Genomic DNA, 17,396 nt, shown 5'->3' with positions numbered 1-17,396 from the left:
GGTCGGCGTCCCAGGCTCAACGCGCCCGAGCCCAGGGCCACTCCGGCGCCGACCAGCGCGCTTCCAGCCGCTTGAGCGGCCCCGTACGCGCCGGTGCCGACGACAGGCGCCGTGCAGGCGGCGGCGACCGGGATGAGGCCGGAGAAGAGGGTGGCACGCTCCGCGCCGATGCGCTGCATGCCCATGTACCAGCACACGAAGCCGACGACCGTGACGACCGCCGCCTGCCACAGCAGCGCGGCGGCCTCCGTGCGGTCCGGTACCCGCAGCCAGTCGGCGCCGTCCATGAGCAGCCCGGCCGCCGCCGACTCCGCCGCGGCGATCCCGCAGACGGTGGCCGACAGCAGCCTCGGCCCCAACGGCCGCAGCACGGGCACGGCGAGCACGGCGAAACCGACCTCACCGGCGAGCGCGCACACGGACAAGCCGATTCCGGCGCCGTCCGTACGCCCCCAGCCCTGGACCGCGAAGGCGCCGACCGCCACCAGCGATGCCCCGTACAGCACGCGCCGCTGGGGCCGTCGCCCCTCCAGGAGCGGCACGACGACCGCGACGACCACCGGGGCGCACCCCACGAAGACCCCCGGAACCGCCGGCTCCGCGGAGCGCTCGGCGGCGATCACCGCGAGGTTGAACCCCACCATCCCGACCGCGGCGAGCAGGGAGAGACGCAGCCACTGGCCCGGCCGCAGACGGCGCAGGGCCACCGTGCCACCCCTGACCAAGGGAAGGAGCAGCAGACAGGCCAGGCCTTAGCGCAGGAACTGGCCGCCCGCGTACGGGTAGTGGCCCAGGACGCTGTTGGCGGTGAAGGAGCCTCCGACGAGGACGCAGGCGAGGGCGGCGAGCAGGGCCCCGCGGGCAGTGGTGGCGTTCATGCAGGCGACGCTAGGGAGAGCGGCGGTCCCGTTTAAGGTCCACTTTCATGACGTCATCGGGGACCAATTCGGGGGCGACGCCCGGGCAGGCGCGCTCCGCACCGGATGGGCCGGCGTCCTGGGCCGCCGCCTGGGAGGTGCTGCTTCCGGCCGCCCAGGCACCGGCACGCGCGCGTGGGCGAACATTGCAGGCCGCGCTGCGGGAGGCGGTCCGTTCCGGTCGGCTCGCGGCGGGCACCCGGCTGCCGTCGACCCGTGAACTCGCCGCCGACCTCGGCGTGTCGCGAGGACTGGTGACGGAGGCGTACGAGCAACTGACCGCCGAGGGATACCTCCGCAGCAGCCGGGGCGCAGGGACCTGGGTGGGCGGCGCGGTACGGGCGGCCCACCCGGGCGCGCGTGACCTCGCACCGCGCTCCCTCGGCGCCCGCGCCGACTTCCTGCCCGGAACACCGGATCTGTCGCTGTTCCCGCGCGCGGCATGGGCCGCAGCCCACCGCGGCGTGCTGGCCGAACTCCCCCACTCCGCCCTGGGCTATCCGGACCCACGCGGGCTGCCCCGCCTGCGGACCGCGCTCGCCGGACTGCTGGCGCGGCGCAGGGGTGTGGTCGCCGACCCGGAGCGGATCGTGGTCGTCTCCGGAGTGGCCCAGGCGATCACGCTGCTGGGCTGCGTGCTCCACGCGCGCGGGGTGCGCACCGTCGGCGTCGAGGACCCGGGCAGCCCCGACCACGGCGCCCTGTACGCCTCCGCCGGCATCGGTGCCGTGCCACTGCCTCTGGACGAGGAGGGGCCGGCAATGGGGCCCCTGCGCGAGGCCCAGGTCCGGGCCGTAGTGACAACACCCGCCCATCAGTTCCCCTCCGGGATCGCGTACTCCGCACGGCGCCGCGCCGCACTGCTGGACTGGGCGCGCTCGGTGGACGGGCTCGTGATCGAGGACGACTACGACGGGGACTTCCGCTACGACCGCGCCCCGGTGGGTGCGCTGCAGGGGCTCGACCCCGAACACGTCGCGTACACGGGGTCGGTCAGCAAGTCGCTCGCCCCGGGGCTGCGGCTCGGCTGGCTGCTCGTCCCTCAGGCGTTCGCCGAGGAGGTCGTCGAGCGCAAGCGGACCATGGACCTCGGGCACCCGGTCGTCGACCAGGCGCTGCTGGCCAGGTTCGTGGAGCGCGGCGACTACGACCGGCATCTGCGCCGCTGCCAGCGCGCCTACAAGGAGCGCCGCGACGTCCTGGTGTCGGCCTTGGAGGAGCACTTTCCCGGGGTCGAGGTGTCCGGGATCGCGGCCGGTCTGCATGTCATCGCGCGTCTGCCCGGGCGGCACGGACCACTCGACCGCTTTCTGGAGCGGGCGGCCGCGGCCCGGGTGGCGGTGCGCCCGCTGGCCGCGTACGGCGCGTCGGCCGGCGACGGTGTACGGCTGGTCATCGGGTACGGGCATCTGTCGCCCGCGCGGATCCGGGAGGGCGTACGGGTGATGGCGGACGCCACACGCGCGTGAAGCGCGACCGAGCTCCCCGTGTCGCCGCGGTCAGTTGTTCACTTGTGGTTTCCGTGTGCGCTGCGGCGCACCAGTAGTTGTGACAGTGCCCATTGGCCGGAACCCGTCCCTGGAGGCGCTCCATGTCACACCGTCCCTTCCCCGGCCGCCGCAGCGTCCTGCGCGGCTCCCTGGCCGCGTCGGCGGCCCTGACTCTGCCCACCGCGCTCGGCGCGGCACCGGCGTTCGCTCTGTCGGGGCGTCCGAAGGCGGGATGGGGCGTCCAGGCCGGAGATGTGACCGCCCACTCCGGTCTTGTCTGGGTACGCTCCGACCGCCCCGCCCGGATGATCGTGGAGACCGCGGCGACGGAGTCGTTCCGCAACCCGCGCAGATGGGAGGGTCCGCTGCTGGGCGCGGACACGGACTTCACGGGCACCACGTCGCTGCGCGGGCTGCCGGCGGGCGAGCAGATCCACTACCGCGTGCTCCTGGCCGACCCGGACGACCCTCGGCGCACCGGTGAGCCCGTGACCGGCACCTTCCGCACGACGCCGCTCGGGCGACGCCGCGGGGTGCGCTTCCTGTGGTCGGGCGACCTGGCGGGCCAGGGCTGGGGCATCAACCCGGACTTCAGCGGTTACACGATCTACAACGCCATGGCGAAGCTCGACCCCGACTTCTTCATCTGCAGCGGCGACAACATCTACGCCGACGGGCCGATCTCGGCGACCCAGGCCCTGCCCGACGGCAGCACCTGGCGGAACATCACCACCGAGGAGAAGTCCAAGGTCGCCGAGACCCTGGCCGAGTACCGCGGCAACTTCCGTTACAACCTGCTGGACGAGAACCTCAAGCGGTTCAACGCCCAGGTGCCGTCCATCATCCAGTGGGACGACCACGAGGTCCGCAACAACTGGTACCCCGGCGAGGTGATCGCCTCCTCCGACACCCGCTACACCGAGAAGAGCATCGACGTGCTCGCCGCCCGCGCCCGGCGTGCGTTCAGCGAGTACTTCCCGATCTCGACGCTGGCGCCGGGCGACAAGAACGGCCGGGTGTACCGGGTCATGCGCCACGGTCCCCTGCTGGACGTCTTCGTCCTCGACATGCGCACCTACCGCAACGCCAACTCGCCCGACAACCAGACCGTCGACCCGCAGGGCATCCTCGGCGCCGAGCAGCTGGAGTGGCTCAAGCGGGAGCTCGCGCGTTCGCGCGCGGTGTGGAAGGTGATCGCCGCGGACATGCCGCTGGGCCTGGTCGTGCCGGACCCCATGGAGAGCAAGCCCAACTTCGAGGCCGTCGCGCAGGGCGACCCGGGCGCGCCGCTCGGACGTGAGCTGCAGATCGCGGAGCTGCTGCGGTTCATCAAACACCGGAAGATCACGGGCACGGTGTGGCTGACGGCCGACGTCCACCACACATCGGCCCAGCACTACCAGCCCTCGCGGGCCGCCTTCACCGACTTCGAACCATTCTGGGAGTTCGTCTCGGGCCCGCTCAACGCCGGTGCGTTCCCGGCGAACGCCCTCGACAACACATTCGGGCCGGAGCGGGTGTTCGTGAAGGCGCCGACGACACCGAACGTCTCCCCCGCGGGCGGTTACCAGTTCTTCGGTGAGGTCGACATCGACGGAGACAGCGGGGAGCTGACGGTCCGGCTGCGCGAGCAGGACGGGACCGTGCTGTTCACGCAGGTGCTGCAGCCGGGGCGCGTCGGGCAGTAACTCGCTTGCGATCCAGGCGGATTGCCGACGTGGGTGGCCGCGGCCGCGACGCCGGTTCCACGATCTGCCCCCGGCTCGCGTACCCTCGGTCACCACGCCGCGCACCGGAGTCATCCCCCGGTGCGCGGCGTTCCGTCTGTCGCCGACCCCCACACCGCGGAGTTTCTGCAGGTCAGGCCGATTGTCAGTGGTCGCCTCTACGGTTTTTCACATGACGCGATCTCTGCAGGCCGTGGCCTACACCCGACCCTCCGTGCTGGAGTCCGCACCGGGCGGACGGCGGCTCGGACTCGAGACCTCGCGCGGAGCGATACCCGCGGGGATCGAGGACCATCCGCGGTTCTTCGCGGGTTTCCTGACGCATCCTCAGGTGGCGTCCGCGGGGCTGCTGGCGGTCGCGGACGTGGCGGCGGCCCGCTACCACCAGCAGCAGCTGCGCGCGTCCCTGGACCCGGTGGTCACGGGCAACGGCGACCGGCTCCGCTTCGAGTCGTTCTCGGGCTGCGGCGGCGTGTACGCCCGCCTGGACGTCCTGGCCGCGGGCCTGGACGGCGGTGAGGTGGGCCACGGCACGACCAATGTGGACGTCAACAACCCCTTGCGCGAGGCGCTGTCGCGGATCGGCACGGACGATCCGCTGCATCTGCGGGTCGGTCCGGACGAGATGGCGGTCACGACCCTGGACGGGCCTGTGGTCGAGAAGAAGGTGCCGCTGCCGGACCGCTGGCTGCGTGGTTTCGCCGAGGCCCAGGTGATCGCGGTCGGCTTCGACCTGCGGGCCGAGCTGCCCGCGGCCGAGGCCGTGCGGTTTCTGCGCTCGCTGCCGCGGGGCACCGCGCGCGGGGCGTCCCGGGGCGCGCAGTGGGTGGTGACGGCGGGACGCGGGCTGCGGCCGACGACGCGGCCGGTGCCCGGGGCGGTGTGCCTGCCGGGGCCGGAGCGGCTGGTCGCACTGCAGCGGGTGCTGCGCCATGCGACGGCGCTTCGGGTGTACGGCCCGCCGTTCATGGGCGCCCCGGCGGCGGCCAGTGCCTGGGAGGTCGTTCTGCCCGGTATGCGGCTGACGCTCACGCTGTCGCCGGAGGCCGCACGAGGCTTCTCGGGCGAGGGCGGGGTGCTGGACGCCCTCGCCACCGACGAGGCGGCCGGGGACGCGGAGTTGATCGCCGTGCTCCTGGCGTGGGAGCCGCGTGTCGAGGTGACAGAGCTCGCCGCCGCGTCCGGGCTGCCGGCTGAGCGGGTGCGCGCGGCTCTGGTTCGCCTCGGCACCTCGGGACGCGTGGGGTACGACACGGCGGAGGCGGCGTACTTCCACCGTGAACTGCCCTACGACGCGGAGCGCGTGGAGCGGCACAATCCCCGGCTCCGGTCGGCACGCGCCCTGGTGGAGGCGGGTGCGGTGTCCGTGGCGGGGGCGCTGGGGACGGTGACCGCGGAGGACGGTCATGTGCACCGGGTCCGCGAGGAGGCGGGGCGGCTGAGCTGCTCGTGTCCGTGGTGGGCCAGGTACCGCGGGGGACGCGGGCCGTGCAAGCACGCCCTGGCGGTGCGGATGGTGCGCCGCGGGGCGCGGGTGAAGCGGGGGACGGTTCGGATCGACGGGGGCGCGCGATGAGTTCACTGGTGGAGGCGGTACGGGCGGGCCGGACGGCGGAGGTGGTGAGCCTCCTCGATGGGATGCCGGACCCCGAACGGCGCGTGCATTTCCCTGAGTTGAAGCAGCTGCGCGTCGAGTTGCGGAAGGCGCCCTGGGAGAACCGGTCCCGTCGCGCGTATCCCGCGCTGCACGCTGCGGGCGCGGCCTGCCAGACAGGGGCCGCCGCCGTGGCCACCTGGCTCGCCGGGGCCGATCTGCGCTGGTCACCGGCCCCGACCTCCGTACTGCTCGATGTGCTCGGCGACCGTGAGCCCGCTTGGCTCGCGGATGTGACGCACCGGTTGGCCGCGCGCCCGGTCTCGTCCGATGTGCCGTACGCCCTCATGGCGGGTCTCGTGCGGCTCTCCGGCTGCGCGGTGCCCACGACGGACGCCTACGTGCAGGGCTGGATGCGCCACATCGCCACGCAGTTTCGCAGCGGGACGCTGGTCGACCGGCTGCGCAAGGACCCTCATCTGCCCGAGCTCGTCGCGGCTCTCTTCGAAGCGGGCGACCTCGGCACCCTCTGGGAATGGCACTATGGCAAGGGGCCCTACAGCTGGACGACCGCGCTCGCACAGCTCACCCAGGAGGGCGTCCTCGAACGCGGTGCCATGGTCGGCGCCTGCGTGGCCCGGTTGCTGCGGGGCGGTTCCCCGGCCGACCTGCGGGTGTTCCTGAGCCTGCTGGTCTCGCTCGAGCTCACCCGGGACGAGCAGAAGGAGCACACGGCCGACTGGCTGGCCCTGACCGCCGGCGCACCCTCGACGGTGGCGTCGCATGCCCAGTCGGTGCTGGCGTCCCTCGCCCTGGACGGCGAGATGACGGTGCGCCGGCTCGTGGAGATGTCCGAGGGCGTCCTGTTCCGTCCGGAGAAGAAACTCGTACGGGCCCAGTTCGTCCTGCTGGGCAAGGTCCTGCGACGCGATCCGGGCGCCGCGCCCGAGCTGCTGCCCGCGGTGGCGCAGGCGTTCGGGCACGAGGACTCGGATGTGCAGGAACGGGCGCTCAAGCTCGTGGAGCGTCATGAGGCCGCGCTCGACGGTGTGGACGTACGGGCCGAACTCACCCAGGCCGCCGTCCAGTTGGTGCCCGGCTTGCGGGATCGTGCGGCGCGGCTCCTCGGCGCGGAGACGGTCGGGGATCTGGCCGAGGCCGAGCCCTACGAGGAACTGCTGCCGCCGGTCCCGGTTCCGGCCCGGCTTGCCCCTGCCCCGGAATCGGCTGCCGAACTGGCCGAGGAAGTCGGGGCATTGCCGGCCTCGGGCGGTGAGGTGACGGCGTTCGAGCGGACGCTGGACGGCCTGGTGCGACATGCCCACCGGGACCGGGCGGCGCTGGTGGAGGCTCTGGAGCCGGTGCTGGCGCGGCGCTGGTGGATCGAGGCCGAACCACAGCACTTCAAGGCGGACGATTTCTTCCGCGACGATCCCTTCGGACTGGAGGTCGTCCTCGCCGCCCTGTTCGGACGGGTCCGCATCGGGACGCTGCAGGCAGCAGCCCGCCAGGGGAGCACGGAGCGCGGGTGCGTGCACAGCGGGCTCTCCCGCGCCTTCGACGCCCGCCTGTGGGAGGTGGCGTACCGGCTGCGCACGGAGGAACGGCTGCCGTTCCTGCTCGCCACGCCCACCTGGGACACCGGTTTGCTGGAGCCGGACGAGCTGGTGGCGCGCCTCGACACCTACCGGCGGCTGGACGCCCGGCCCGGCGCGGCCGACTTCGCCCAGGCCCTGCTGCGCGTGCGGCGCGACGACCGGCCGGCTGCCTCGACGGCCGCGCAGATGGCGGCGGCCCTCGGCACCGCGGAGGGCGACCGGCTGGCCCGTTGGCTCACCGCCCAAGGGCCCCTCCTGCCGGCACAGCGGCGGCGGACCGCGGGCGCGCGCATCCTCGTCGAGCTCGCTGAACTCCCGGAGCTGCAGGACGGGTTCCCGGCGGAGTTCCAGCGGTTGGGCCGCCCCCTCTCCGTCTACACGGACAACTGGTACTGCTCCCACTGGGACAGGGACCAGCACCGGTACTGGCTCGCCGTGGTGCCGGGGCGGCGGGAACTGGCCGCCGCTCGCGTGCTGCGCGATGTGTCGGCAGTCGCGGTGGACGACACGCGCGGCGGTGCGGCCGTACTGCCGTTCCTTGCCGAGGCCGAGGGTGAGGCGGGTGACGCGGTCCATCTGTGCGTGGCGTACGGCCTCGGCGCGCGTCATCCGCAGGACCGGCTGAGCGCCGTGGACGCGCTGCTCGTCCTGGCCGCCCGGGGTCAGCTCGACGCCGGGAGGATCGGGGCGGACCTCGGCGAGTTGATCCGCCACGGAGCCGTGAAGCCGTCACGGCTCGCCGAGTCCATACGCACGACATCGGCCACGGGCGCGTACTCCACGGTCTGGGAGGTGCTCCGCGAGGCCCTGCCCCTCCTGCTTGCGGACCTGGCGAGCCCCGCGTCGGGCGCGGCCGCGACTCCGGCCCGGGGGCTCGGAGATCTGCTGGCGGTTGCCGCCGAGTGCGTCGAGCAGACCGGTGCGCGCGGGGACGTCGCCCATCTGGCACAGGTGGCGGGCCGCGGGGGGTCGTCCCGGCTCGTTACCCAGGCGCGCCGGCTGCGGGCATCACTGGCCCGGGAGAGCGCCGTCTGACCAGGCACGTTGCGGGCAACGTGGCGACGCTCAAAACCTTTGTCAAAAATACAACAAAAAGGACAGAATGACGCTTTACCCATCAGTCACAGAGCGTTTGTGATCACGCAACACCCCGCCTTCACAGTGGTTGCATGACTCGAGACGTATCTGATGTGACGCGTGCGAAGCACGGTCGCCCGGTGCATCACTGGCGGCGGGACGTGATCGAACTCGCCGCGCTGTTCACAGCCGTCGCGGTGGCGGACGTGACGGCCGACCTGGTCGGGCACGGGCCCGACGGCCCCGCCCTGCTGGTGCTGTCGGCGGTGGCGCTGGTCGCGACGGTCGGCTTCCACACATGGTGGGCACGCCGCCACGGTCACGCCCCGCCCACGAGTGATACCGGCGCCCGGCCGCCCTCCGAGGGACAGCAGGCCGGGCCGTCGGAGACCGACGCGGCCGACGGGCCGACCGCGCTGTGGCGGATGCGGACGACAGTAAAGGACGAGCCGGGTTCGCTGGCCGCGCTGTGCACGGCGCTGGCGGGACTGCGGATCGACATCCTGAGCCTGCAGACGCACCCGCTGGCGCAGGGCACGGTCGACGAATTCCTGCTGCGGGCACAGGCGCAGCAGGAGGCGGCCGAGATCACCCGGGCCGTCTCGCGGGCCGGCGGCGCCGAGACCTGGATCGAGCGGGCCGACGCGCACGACCTGGTGGACGCCCCGACCCGAGTCCTCAGCCTGGCCACCCGCACCGCCCTGGACGCGGCGGAACTGCCGCTCGCAATACGGCAGTTGCTCGGCCGGTGCACCATCCGCTCCCTGCCCGCCGTCTCTCCCGGCTCCGGCCGGGCGGAGGAGGACGCTCCCGTCGAGGGCGCCCTGGAGGACACGGTGATGCGTCTACGGGCGCCGGAGGGCGGGGTGATCACAGTCGAGCGGCCGTATCTGCCGTTCACGCCGACGGAGTTCGCGCGGGCGCGGGCGCTGGTGGAGCTGGACGCGCGACTCGGTCCGCGCATCCCCCGCAACCAGGACGTGCTGACGCTGCCGGAGGGCAATGCGATCACGGTACGACGGGCCGACGCCACCGACCTCGAGGCCGCCAAGGAGATGCACGCCCGCTGCTCGCCCCGCACGCTGAGGATGCGCTACCACGGACCGGTCGGCGACGCGGACCGCTACCTCAACCACCTGCTCAGCCCGCGGTTCGGACGGACCCTGGCGGTGCATACCGCGTCAGGCCGGATCGTCGGCCTCGGTCATCTGCTGTGGGACGGCGACGAGACGGAGATCGCGCTGCTCGTCGAGGACGACTGGCAGCGGCGCGGGGTCGGCAGCGAACTCCTCGGGCGTCTTGTGACGATGGCGGTCGAGGCGGGCTGCGGGAACGTCTACGCGGTCACGCAGGCATCCAACACGGGCATGGTCGCCGCCATGCGCGGCCTCGGACTGCCCCTCGACTACCAGATCGAGGAGGGCACCCTCGTCATCACGGCCCGGCTGGACGCGACCCCGGTGGCCTCGCGCCTGCCCTACGGGGAGGCGTGCGAGCAGCGCAGCGGGAGGGGCGCGCAGGACTGACACGGGGCGCCCATCGCGCACGACGCCCATGACGTGGGCAACGGCCCGGCGTACTCCGCCGGGCCGTTCTGCGTGCGGTGGGGGCGGCGGCCGGGCGATCGGTGGCCGCCGAACCCCCGGACCCCCGTCTACCGCCCCACAACCTCCTCCCGCCGCCGCTCGCCCACGGCATGTTCCGCCCCCAACGCGCCCTCCAGATCGGCCCACAGGTCCTCGACGTCCTCCAGGCCCACCGACAGCCGCAGCAACCGGTCGCTCACCCCGGCACCCCGGCGGTCGGTCTCGTCGACGATGCGGTGGCTGATCGACGCAGGGTGCTGGATGAGGGTGTCGACGCTGCCGAGGCTCACCGCGGGAGTGATCAGCCGGACCCCGCCGATCACCGCGTGCGGGTCGCCGTGCACCTCGAAGGCGATCATCGCGCCACCGATCCGCGGATAGTGGACGCGGGCGACCCGCGGGTCGGCGGCGAGCCGGCGGGCGAGTTCGGCGGCGGTGGAGGACGCGGCCCGGACCCGTATCGGCAGCGTCGACAGCCCGCGCAGCAGCAGATAGCCGGCGAGCGGATGGAGCACGGCGCCCGTCGCGAAGCGCACCTGACGCAGCCGGCGCGCCATTTCCTCGTCGCAGGCCACCACCCCGCCCATCACATCGCCGTGCCCGCCGAGGTACTTCGTGGCGCTGTGCAGCACCAGTCGCGCCCCCTGCCCGGCGGGGCGTTGCAGGACGGGAGTGGCAAAGGTGTTGTCCGCCAGCAGCGGGACCGAGCCGCAGTCGTGGGCGACCGCGCGCAGGTCGAGTTCCGCGAGCGTCGGGTTGGCCGGCGACTCGACCATGACGAGGCCGGTGTCGGGGCGCAGCGCCTCCGCGATGCCCGCCGGGTCGACCCAGGTCACCTCGGAGCCCAGCAGCCCGGCGGTCAGCAGATGGTCGCTGCACCCGTACAGCGGTCGTACGGCGACGACATGGCGCAGACCGAGCGCGTTCCGTACGAGCAGGACGGCGCTCAGCGCGGCCATACCGCTCGCGAAGGCGACGGCACTCTCGGTGCCTTCGAGCCGGGCGAGCGCGGTCTCGAAGCGGGCGACGGTGGGATTGCCGAGCCGCCCGTAGACGGGCGGGCCCTCCGGCTCCGCGCCGTCTACGGCGAAGGCGTCGATACGGGCGGCCTCGCCGCGGCTGTCCCGTGAGGGGTAGGTCGTGGAGAGGTCGAGGGGCGGGGCATGCAGCCCCAGCGAGGCGAGGTCCTCGCGTCCGGCGTGCACGGCCTCGGTGGCGAGGGCCCGGCGGGCGGGAAGGCCTTCGACGGGGAATCCGTCCTGCGCGTCATGAGTACGGGAATCCATGGACGGCAGAGTGAACACCGGCCGGGGTCATGACGCCGAATCCCGTGTTACGTTCGGCGCATGGCCGAATCTGTCGTACTGGACCCGGTGGATCTCCATCTGCTGCGGCTCCTGCAGAACGACGCCCGGACGACGTACCGCGAGCTCGCGGCACAGGTCGGGGTCGCACCCTCGACCTGTCTCGACCGGGTGACCAGGCTGCGCCGCTCGGGAGTGATTCTCGGCCATCAGCTACGGCTGGACCCGGCGAAACTGGGGCGCGGCCTCGAAGCGCTGCTGTCGGTGCAGGTCAGACCGCACCGGCGGGAGTTGGTGGGGCCCTTCGTGGACCGGATCCGGGCGCTGCCGGAATCCCGAACGGTCTTCCATCTCACCGGGCCGGACGACTATCTGGTGCATGTCGCGGTCGCTGACATGGCCGACCTTCAGCGGCTGGTGCTCGACGAGTTCACGGCGCGGCGGGAGGTGGCACGGGTGGAGACCCGGCTGATCTTCCAGCAGTGGGACTGCGGCCCGCTGTTGCCGCCCGGACACGCCTTGCCGAAACCGGTTGAACCGGTATGAGCCGAGCGCGGAATCCCCGTGACGCGGGCCATGTCTCCATATGAGGATGGTCCGCATGTCAGAGACCACGAAGAGCCCCCTGCCCCGGGAGGTCGCCGACGCCTATGTCGACGCCCTCGTCGCCCTCGACCCGGTCACCGGCACCTACCTCGGTGTGAAGGAGAGTTCGAGCAAACTGCCCGACACCTCACCCGCGGGCCAGGAGTCGCTCGCGGAGCTGGCGCGGGCGACCCTAGCGCGGCTCGACGAGGCGGAGCGCCAACCGGGCGCGGACAGTGACATCGAGCGCCGGTGCGCACGTCTGTTGCGCGAGCGGCTCACCGCCGAGCTCGCCGTGCACGAGGCCGACGAAGGCCTCAGGACCGTGAGCAACCTGCACAGCCCGGTGCACTCCGTGCGCGATGTCTTCACCATCACCCCCACGGCGACGGACGAGGACTGGGCGGCGATCGCCGAGCGGCTGCGCGCCGTGCCGACCGCTCTGCGCGGCTACCGCGAGTCGCTCACCCTCGGCCTGGAGCGCAAGCTGTACGCGGGCCCGCGCCCCACGGCGACCTTCATCGAGCAGCTCACCGAGTGGTCGGACACGGACGGCGAGGGCCACGGCTGGTTCGAGGACTTCGCGTCCCAGGGGCCCGAGTCACTGCGTACGGAGCTGGACGAGGCCGCCCGTGCGGCGACGGCGGCCATCGTCGAGCTGCGGGACTGGGTCCGCGACGTGTATGCGCCGGCCACCGAGGGCGCGCCGAACACGGTCGGCCGCGAGCGCTACGCCCGCTTCGCACGCTACTTCAACGGTACGGACCTGGACCTCGACGAGGCGTACGCATACGGCTGGTCCGAGTACCACCGCATCCTCGGCGAGATGAAGACGGAGGCCGAGAAGGTCCTGCCCGGCGCCGAGACCCCCTGGGTGGCGCTCGCGCACCTCGACGAGCACGGCACGCACATCGAGGGTGTCGACGAGGTCCGCGCGTGGTTGCAGGGCCTGATGGACGAGGCGATCGAGAAGCTGGACGGAACGCACTTCGAACTCGCCGAGCGGGTGCGCAAGGTGGAGTCGTGCATCGCGCCGCCCGGCAGCGCGGCGGCACCGTACTACACGGCGCCGTCCGCCGACTTCTCCCGCCCGGGCCGGACCTGGCTACCGACGATGGGGCAGACCCGCTTCCCGGTCTATGACCTCGTCTCGACCTGGTACCACGAGGGCGTCCCCGGCCACCATCTCCAGCTGGCCCAGTGGGCGCACGTGGCCGACGACCTCTCCCGCTACCAGGCCACGGTGGGCGGTGTGAGCGCCAATTGCGAGGGCTGGGCCCTGTACGCGGAGCGCCTGATGGACGAGCTGGGCTTCCTCACGGACCCGGAGCAGCGACTCGGTTACCTGGACGCGCAGATGATGCGTGCGGTGCGCGTCATCATCGACATCGGCATGCATCTGGAGCTGGAGATTCCGGCGGACTCGCCGTTCCACCCGGGCGAGCGGTGGACTCCGGAGCTGGCGCAGGAGTTCTTCGGGGCGCACAGCAGCCGCCCGGCGGACTTCGTGGAGAGCGAGCTGATCCGCTACCTCTCGATGGCAGGCCAGGCGATCGGCTACAAGCTGGGCGAACGGGCCTGGCTGCTGGGCCGCGAGAACGCCAGGAAGCGCCACGGCGACGCGTTCGACCCGAAGGCCTGGCACATGGCGGCGCTCTCGCAGGGGGCGCTGGGCCTGGACGACCTGGTGGACGAATTGTCCCGGCTCTGACCGCGCGCGAGCGGCCGGGCCCACGTCATCCCGTGGGTCCGGCCGTCAGCGTCTGCAGCAGCGGTACGCGGTCGGCCGCCGGGCCACCGTGTATCCGATCCCCGCATGCCGGCTCGCCCGGTGGCGCCTCCGGACTTCCGGCGGGCGGTAGCCGGTCCGTCAGCCCCGGTCCTCTCCCCCGGCCGTACCCGAACCGTCAGCCCCCGGTCCTCTGCACCTGTACGAGCCCCACCCATACCTCCGGTCCGGGCTCCACATACGCCGCCCGTACCGAGTACCGCCCCGGTTCGAACGCCACGCGCACATGGTCGGTGCGCTCGGACTCGTTGCCGGGCCAGGCGGCATCGAACAGCACGACGGCGCCGGGTACGTCCCACTGCACCGCCGGCTCCCACTCCGCCGCCTGAAGCGCCTCGGGGACCCGGGCCAGGAGTGCGGCCTCGGAGTCCGCGGCGCGCCATCGTACGAACGTGCCGTGCTCCGGAAGGAAAGCGGTGGAGGCGGGCTCGTCACCGAGGACCAGGGCGCGGGTGTCGCCGACGGGCAGGAGACCGATGTGCCCGTCGACCTCACAGGCCCGGTCGTAGTCGGAGGAGAGATCGTCGCCGTCGGCGCCCGCCCAGAACGGCAGCACCACCTCGGGGACCGCGATGAGCGGCCCGCCGCCCGACTCCACCCACTCGACCGCACCTGGATCCGCGTATCTGGCCATGCCCAGAAGCTACACGCACAAGCCGCAGCGGAGGCACAGCTTCCGCGCCGTGGGCGGGCACGGTCAGCAGCCGCAGTCCCCTGTTTCCAGCGGCGCCGTCAGCGGGTCGGCGGCGCGGCGCTCGCGTCCCTCCCAGGTCTCGTACGCGAAGCCCTCGCGCACCCAGTACTCGAAGCCGCCGAGCATCTCCTTGACCTGGAAGCCGAGTTCGGCGAGGGCGAGGGCCGCCCGGGTCGCCCCGTTGCAGCCGGGCCCCCAGCAGTACGTGACCACCGGCACGGACCTGTCGAGGAGTTGCCCGGCCTGCTCCGGGATGAGCGCGGTGGGCAGGTGGAGGGCGCCGGGGATGTGGCCCTGGTCCCAGGCCGCGGTGGAACGTGAGTCGAGGACCACGAAGCCGGGATCGCCGTCGGCGGCGAGCGCGGCGGCGACGTCGGACACATCGGCGTGGAAGGCGAGGCCGGCACGGAAGTAGGCGGCGGCCTCGGAGGGGGCGGCCGGGGCGACGCGCAGGACGGGGTTGACGGCGGCGGTCGTGCTGTTGCTCATGGTTTGACCTTTCCTCGCGGGTCTCGATGACCGGAAATCTACGGTCGTTGATCGACATCCTGAAGGGGCGATCCACGGCGCACCCCTTGATCGGCCGATGATTCCCCTGCTATCTCTCGGGAATGACCGCGTATTCCCCGGACGCCACCGACTGGCGCATCCTCGACGTCCTCCAGCGCGAGGGCCGCGCCAGCTATGCCGAGCTGGCCCGTGCCGTCTCGATGTCCGCGAGCGCGGTCACCGAACGGGTCCGGAGGCTGGAGGAGGCAGGCGTCATCCAGGGGTACGCGGCGGTCGTCGATCCGGAGCGCCTGGGTCTGCCGATCCTGGCGTTCGTGCGGTTGCGGTACCCGAACGGCAACTACAAGCCGTTCCACGACCTCGTCGCCGCGACGCCGGAGATCCTCGAGGCGCACCACGTCACCGGCGACGACTGCTTTGTCATCAAGGTCGCCGCGCGCTCGATGAGCCATCTGGAGCAGGTGTCGGGCAAGATCGGCGCGCTGGGCTCGGTGACGACCAGCGTCGTGTACTCCTCACCCCTGCCCCGCCGCCCCCTGGGCCGCTGAACCTGCCTGTCGCCCCTGGGCCGCTGAGCTGCCTCAGCCGGCTCCTCGCTGCCGTACGGCCGAACCGGTCCTGCCCTTGACGACCTCCAGCTGTGCGTGGATGCGCCGCCGCAGATCCGCGACATGGCTGACGATGCCCACGCTGCGGTCCCGCTCCCTCAGGGAGTCGAGCACGTCGAGGACCTCGTCGAGGGTCTGGTCGTCGAGGCTGCCGAACCCCTCGTCGATGAAGAGGGTGTCGAGGCGGACCCCGCCGGCCTCGTCGGTGACGACGTCCGCGAGGCCGAGGGCGAGCGCGAGGGAGGCGAAGAACGTCTCGCCGCCGGAGAGGGTCGCCGTGTCGCGCTCCCGCCCGGTCCACGCGTCGACGACGTGCAGTCCGAGGCCGCTGCGGCCGCGTCCGGAGCGGTCGTCGGAGTGGACGAGGGTGTAGCGGCCCGAGGACATGCGCTGCAGTCGTACGGTCGCGGCGGCCGCCACCTGTTCGAGGCGGGCGGCGAGAACGTACGACTCCAGGCGCATCTTGCGTTCGTTGTCGGCGGAGGTGCCGGCCGCCAGCGACGCCAGCCGGGCCACCCGGTCGTACTCGTCGCGCAGCGGCGCCAGCCGTCGTACGGAGGCGGTCACGCGTGCGGACAGCCGGTCGAGTGCGGTGCAGCGGCCGGTCGCCGCGTCCTGGGCGGAGACCGCCTCCTGGAGTCTGCGGGCCGCGGCCTCGGCGGCCCGTTCGGCGCCGTGGAGGTCGGCGGGCGGCTGCTGGGCGGCGGCCGTCGTGTCGGCCTCGGCGAGGACCGCGCGCACGGCGGCCTCCTCCTGTTGCCAGGCGTCGAGCCTTCGTTGCAGTTCGCGGTGGGCCGCGTCGTCGAGGAGGGCGGCGGCCGCGGCCTGCGGGGTGTCGAAACCGGCTCGGAAGGCCGCGTCGGCGAGGCGCGCGTCGGCGTCCTTGAGCCGCTGCGCGGAGTCCTCGGCGGCGCGTGCGGCATCGGCGGCCTCGGTGAGCAGGGCGGCGCGGCGCTCCAGTTGCGCCGCGCGCGCGGAGACGCTGACCGCGTCGCCCCGGGCGCGGTTCAACTCGGCTTCCAGGGCATCCCGTTCGCGGTCCAGTATGTCGCGCCGAGAGACACGGGCCGCCCCGCGCAGGGCGGCCTCCTGCTGGGCCGCGGCGCGCCGTTCCCGCTCGTGCTCGGCCCGTCTCAGCTCCTCCTGCGCGGCGTGCAGCTGTGCTGCGCCCGCCCGCGCGGCGCCATAGAGCCGCTCCAACTCATCGGTCTGCCCGACCAGTTCGTCGGTGGGCGCGTCGCCCGCCTCGGCGGTGGCGGCGGCCAGTGCCTCGCGTACGACACCGAGCCGCCGTTCGTCCTCGGCGCGCTCCTCCTCGGCGCGCCGGTAGACGGCGAGCGCCTGCTCCTCAGCCTCCCGGCCGACGTGTCCGGCGACCTTCCGCGCGGGCGCGGGGTGCCCGGTGGCGCCGCAGACAGCGCAGGGTTCGCCGTCGACGAGCCCGGCGGCGAGTTCCGCGGCGATGCCCCTGAGGCGCTGCTCCTTGAGGTCGAGCCAGCGTTCGTGGGCCTTCAGCGCGCGTTCACGCGAGGCGAGGGCCTGGGCCTGGGCCGCGTCGGTGTCCCGGGCGAACTGGTCGCGCTGACGTGCCGCGTTCAGCCGCTGCTGCGCGGGCTCGCGCTGCACGGCGAGCTGTTCGGCGCGGGTGGCGGCCTCCTGGGCGGAGTCGATCCGGGCCTGCAGCCCCGCACGGGTCTGCTCCCACTCGGCGAGCCAGCCCTCGGCGTCCTCAAGGACCGCCTCGTCGGCGCGCTCCTCGCGGTCCAGGTCCGCCCGGTCCCTGACGAGCTCGGCCAGTCGCAGCTCGGCGCGGCGGGCCGACTCGAGGCCACCGAGCTCCTCGGCGGCCCGGCGCGCGGCTGTGGCGAGCCCGGCCACCCCGGCATCCGCGAAGCTCTCCGGGAGCCGGGCACGCGC

General features: G+C 72.9%; 12 protein-coding genes and 1 pseudogene. 8 read left to right on the top strand and 5 right to left on the bottom strand.

Features of this window, described 5'->3' with window-relative positions; translation table 11 throughout:
* Positions 1–878 (bottom strand): annotated as a pseudogene (locus ABT186_RS44690) (EamA family transporter); the annotation flags it as partial.
* Positions 879–925: 47 nt separating this feature from the next.
* On the opposite strand from ABT186_RS44690, the gene pdxR reads away from it, so the two are divergent.
* From pdxR to ABT186_RS44665, 5 genes are all read left to right on the top strand, one after another.
* Entirely contained in the window at positions 926–2,386 is a 1,461-nt protein-coding gene (gene pdxR, locus ABT186_RS44685; RefSeq protein ID WP_351930126.1) for a MocR-like pyridoxine biosynthesis transcription factor PdxR, read from the top strand.
* A gap of 122 nt (positions 2,387–2,508) precedes the next feature.
* Positions 2,509–4,095: an alkaline phosphatase D family protein gene (locus ABT186_RS44680; protein ID WP_351930124.1), complete on the top strand. Its 1,587-nt coding sequence runs from the start codon at positions 2,509–2,511 to the stop codon at positions 4,093–4,095.
* A gap of 211 nt (positions 4,096–4,306) precedes the next feature.
* Positions 4,307–5,710 (top strand): SWIM zinc finger family protein, encoded by a 1,404-nt coding sequence (locus ABT186_RS44675; protein ID WP_351930122.1) that lies wholly within the window; start codon positions 4,307–4,309, stop codon positions 5,708–5,710.
* Positions 5,707–8,361, top strand: coding sequence for a DUF7824 domain-containing protein (locus ABT186_RS44670; protein WP_351930120.1), 2,655 nt, complete (start codon positions 5,707–5,709; stop codon positions 8,359–8,361). The genes ABT186_RS44675 and ABT186_RS44670 overlap by 4 nt, the downstream gene beginning before the upstream one ends.
* A 134-nt stretch (positions 8,362–8,495) precedes the next feature.
* Complete coding sequence (locus ABT186_RS44665) at positions 8,496–9,929, top strand: GNAT family N-acetyltransferase (protein WP_351230146.1); 1,434 nt, start codon at positions 8,496–8,498, stop codon at positions 9,927–9,929.
* Positions 9,930–10,057: 128 nt separating this feature from the next.
* Here ABT186_RS44665 and ABT186_RS44660 read toward each other — a convergent pair whose 3' ends face one another.
* Positions 10,058–11,275 (bottom strand): trans-sulfuration enzyme family protein, encoded by a 1,218-nt coding sequence (locus ABT186_RS44660; protein WP_351230144.1) that lies wholly within the window; start codon positions 11,273–11,275, stop codon positions 10,058–10,060.
* Between the two features lie 60 nt (positions 11,276–11,335).
* Here ABT186_RS44660 and ABT186_RS44655 point away from each other — a divergent pair, with 60 nt between their 5' ends.
* Both ABT186_RS44655 and ABT186_RS44650 read left to right on the top strand, forming a co-directional pair.
* Entirely contained in the window at positions 11,336–11,839 is a 504-nt protein-coding gene (locus ABT186_RS44655; protein ID WP_351230142.1) for an Lrp/AsnC family transcriptional regulator, read from the top strand.
* A 55-nt stretch (positions 11,840–11,894) separates the two neighbouring features.
* Positions 11,895–13,589, top strand: coding sequence for a DUF885 domain-containing protein (locus tag ABT186_RS44650; protein ID WP_351930118.1), 1,695 nt, complete (start codon positions 11,895–11,897; stop codon positions 13,587–13,589).
* Between the two features lie 196 nt (positions 13,590–13,785).
* Here the strand turns inward: ABT186_RS44650 and ABT186_RS44645 are convergent, their stop codons facing one another.
* Both ABT186_RS44645 and ABT186_RS44640 read right to left on the bottom strand, forming a co-directional pair.
* Positions 13,786–14,301, bottom strand: coding sequence for an immunity 21 family protein (locus ABT186_RS44645; RefSeq protein ID WP_351230138.1), 516 nt, complete (start codon positions 14,299–14,301; stop codon positions 13,786–13,788).
* 63 nt (positions 14,302–14,364) lie between these two features.
* Positions 14,365–14,850, bottom strand: a complete 486-nt coding sequence (locus ABT186_RS44640; protein ID WP_351230136.1) for a rhodanese-like domain-containing protein — start codon at positions 14,848–14,850, stop codon at positions 14,365–14,367.
* A gap of 122 nt (positions 14,851–14,972) precedes the next feature.
* Here ABT186_RS44640 and ABT186_RS44635 point away from each other — a divergent pair, with 122 nt between their 5' ends.
* A complete protein-coding gene (locus ABT186_RS44635; RefSeq protein WP_351230134.1) occupies positions 14,973–15,419 on the top strand; it encodes an Lrp/AsnC family transcriptional regulator in 447 nt (148 codons plus the stop codon).
* A gap of 33 nt (positions 15,420–15,452) precedes the next feature.
* Here ABT186_RS44635 and ABT186_RS44630 read toward each other — a convergent pair.
* On the bottom strand, positions 15,453–17,396 hold a 1,944-nt coding region (locus ABT186_RS44630), incomplete at its 5' end, for an SbcC/MukB-like Walker B domain-containing protein (protein ID WP_351930116.1).

This window comes from Streptomyces sp. NPDC001634, from assembly GCF_040298185.1.
Classification (GTDB): Bacteria; Actinomycetota; Actinomycetes; order Streptomycetales; family Streptomycetaceae; genus Streptomyces.
The sequence above is the reverse complement of the archived record's forward strand: the minus strand, read 5'-3'. Positions and strand labels throughout refer to the sequence as shown.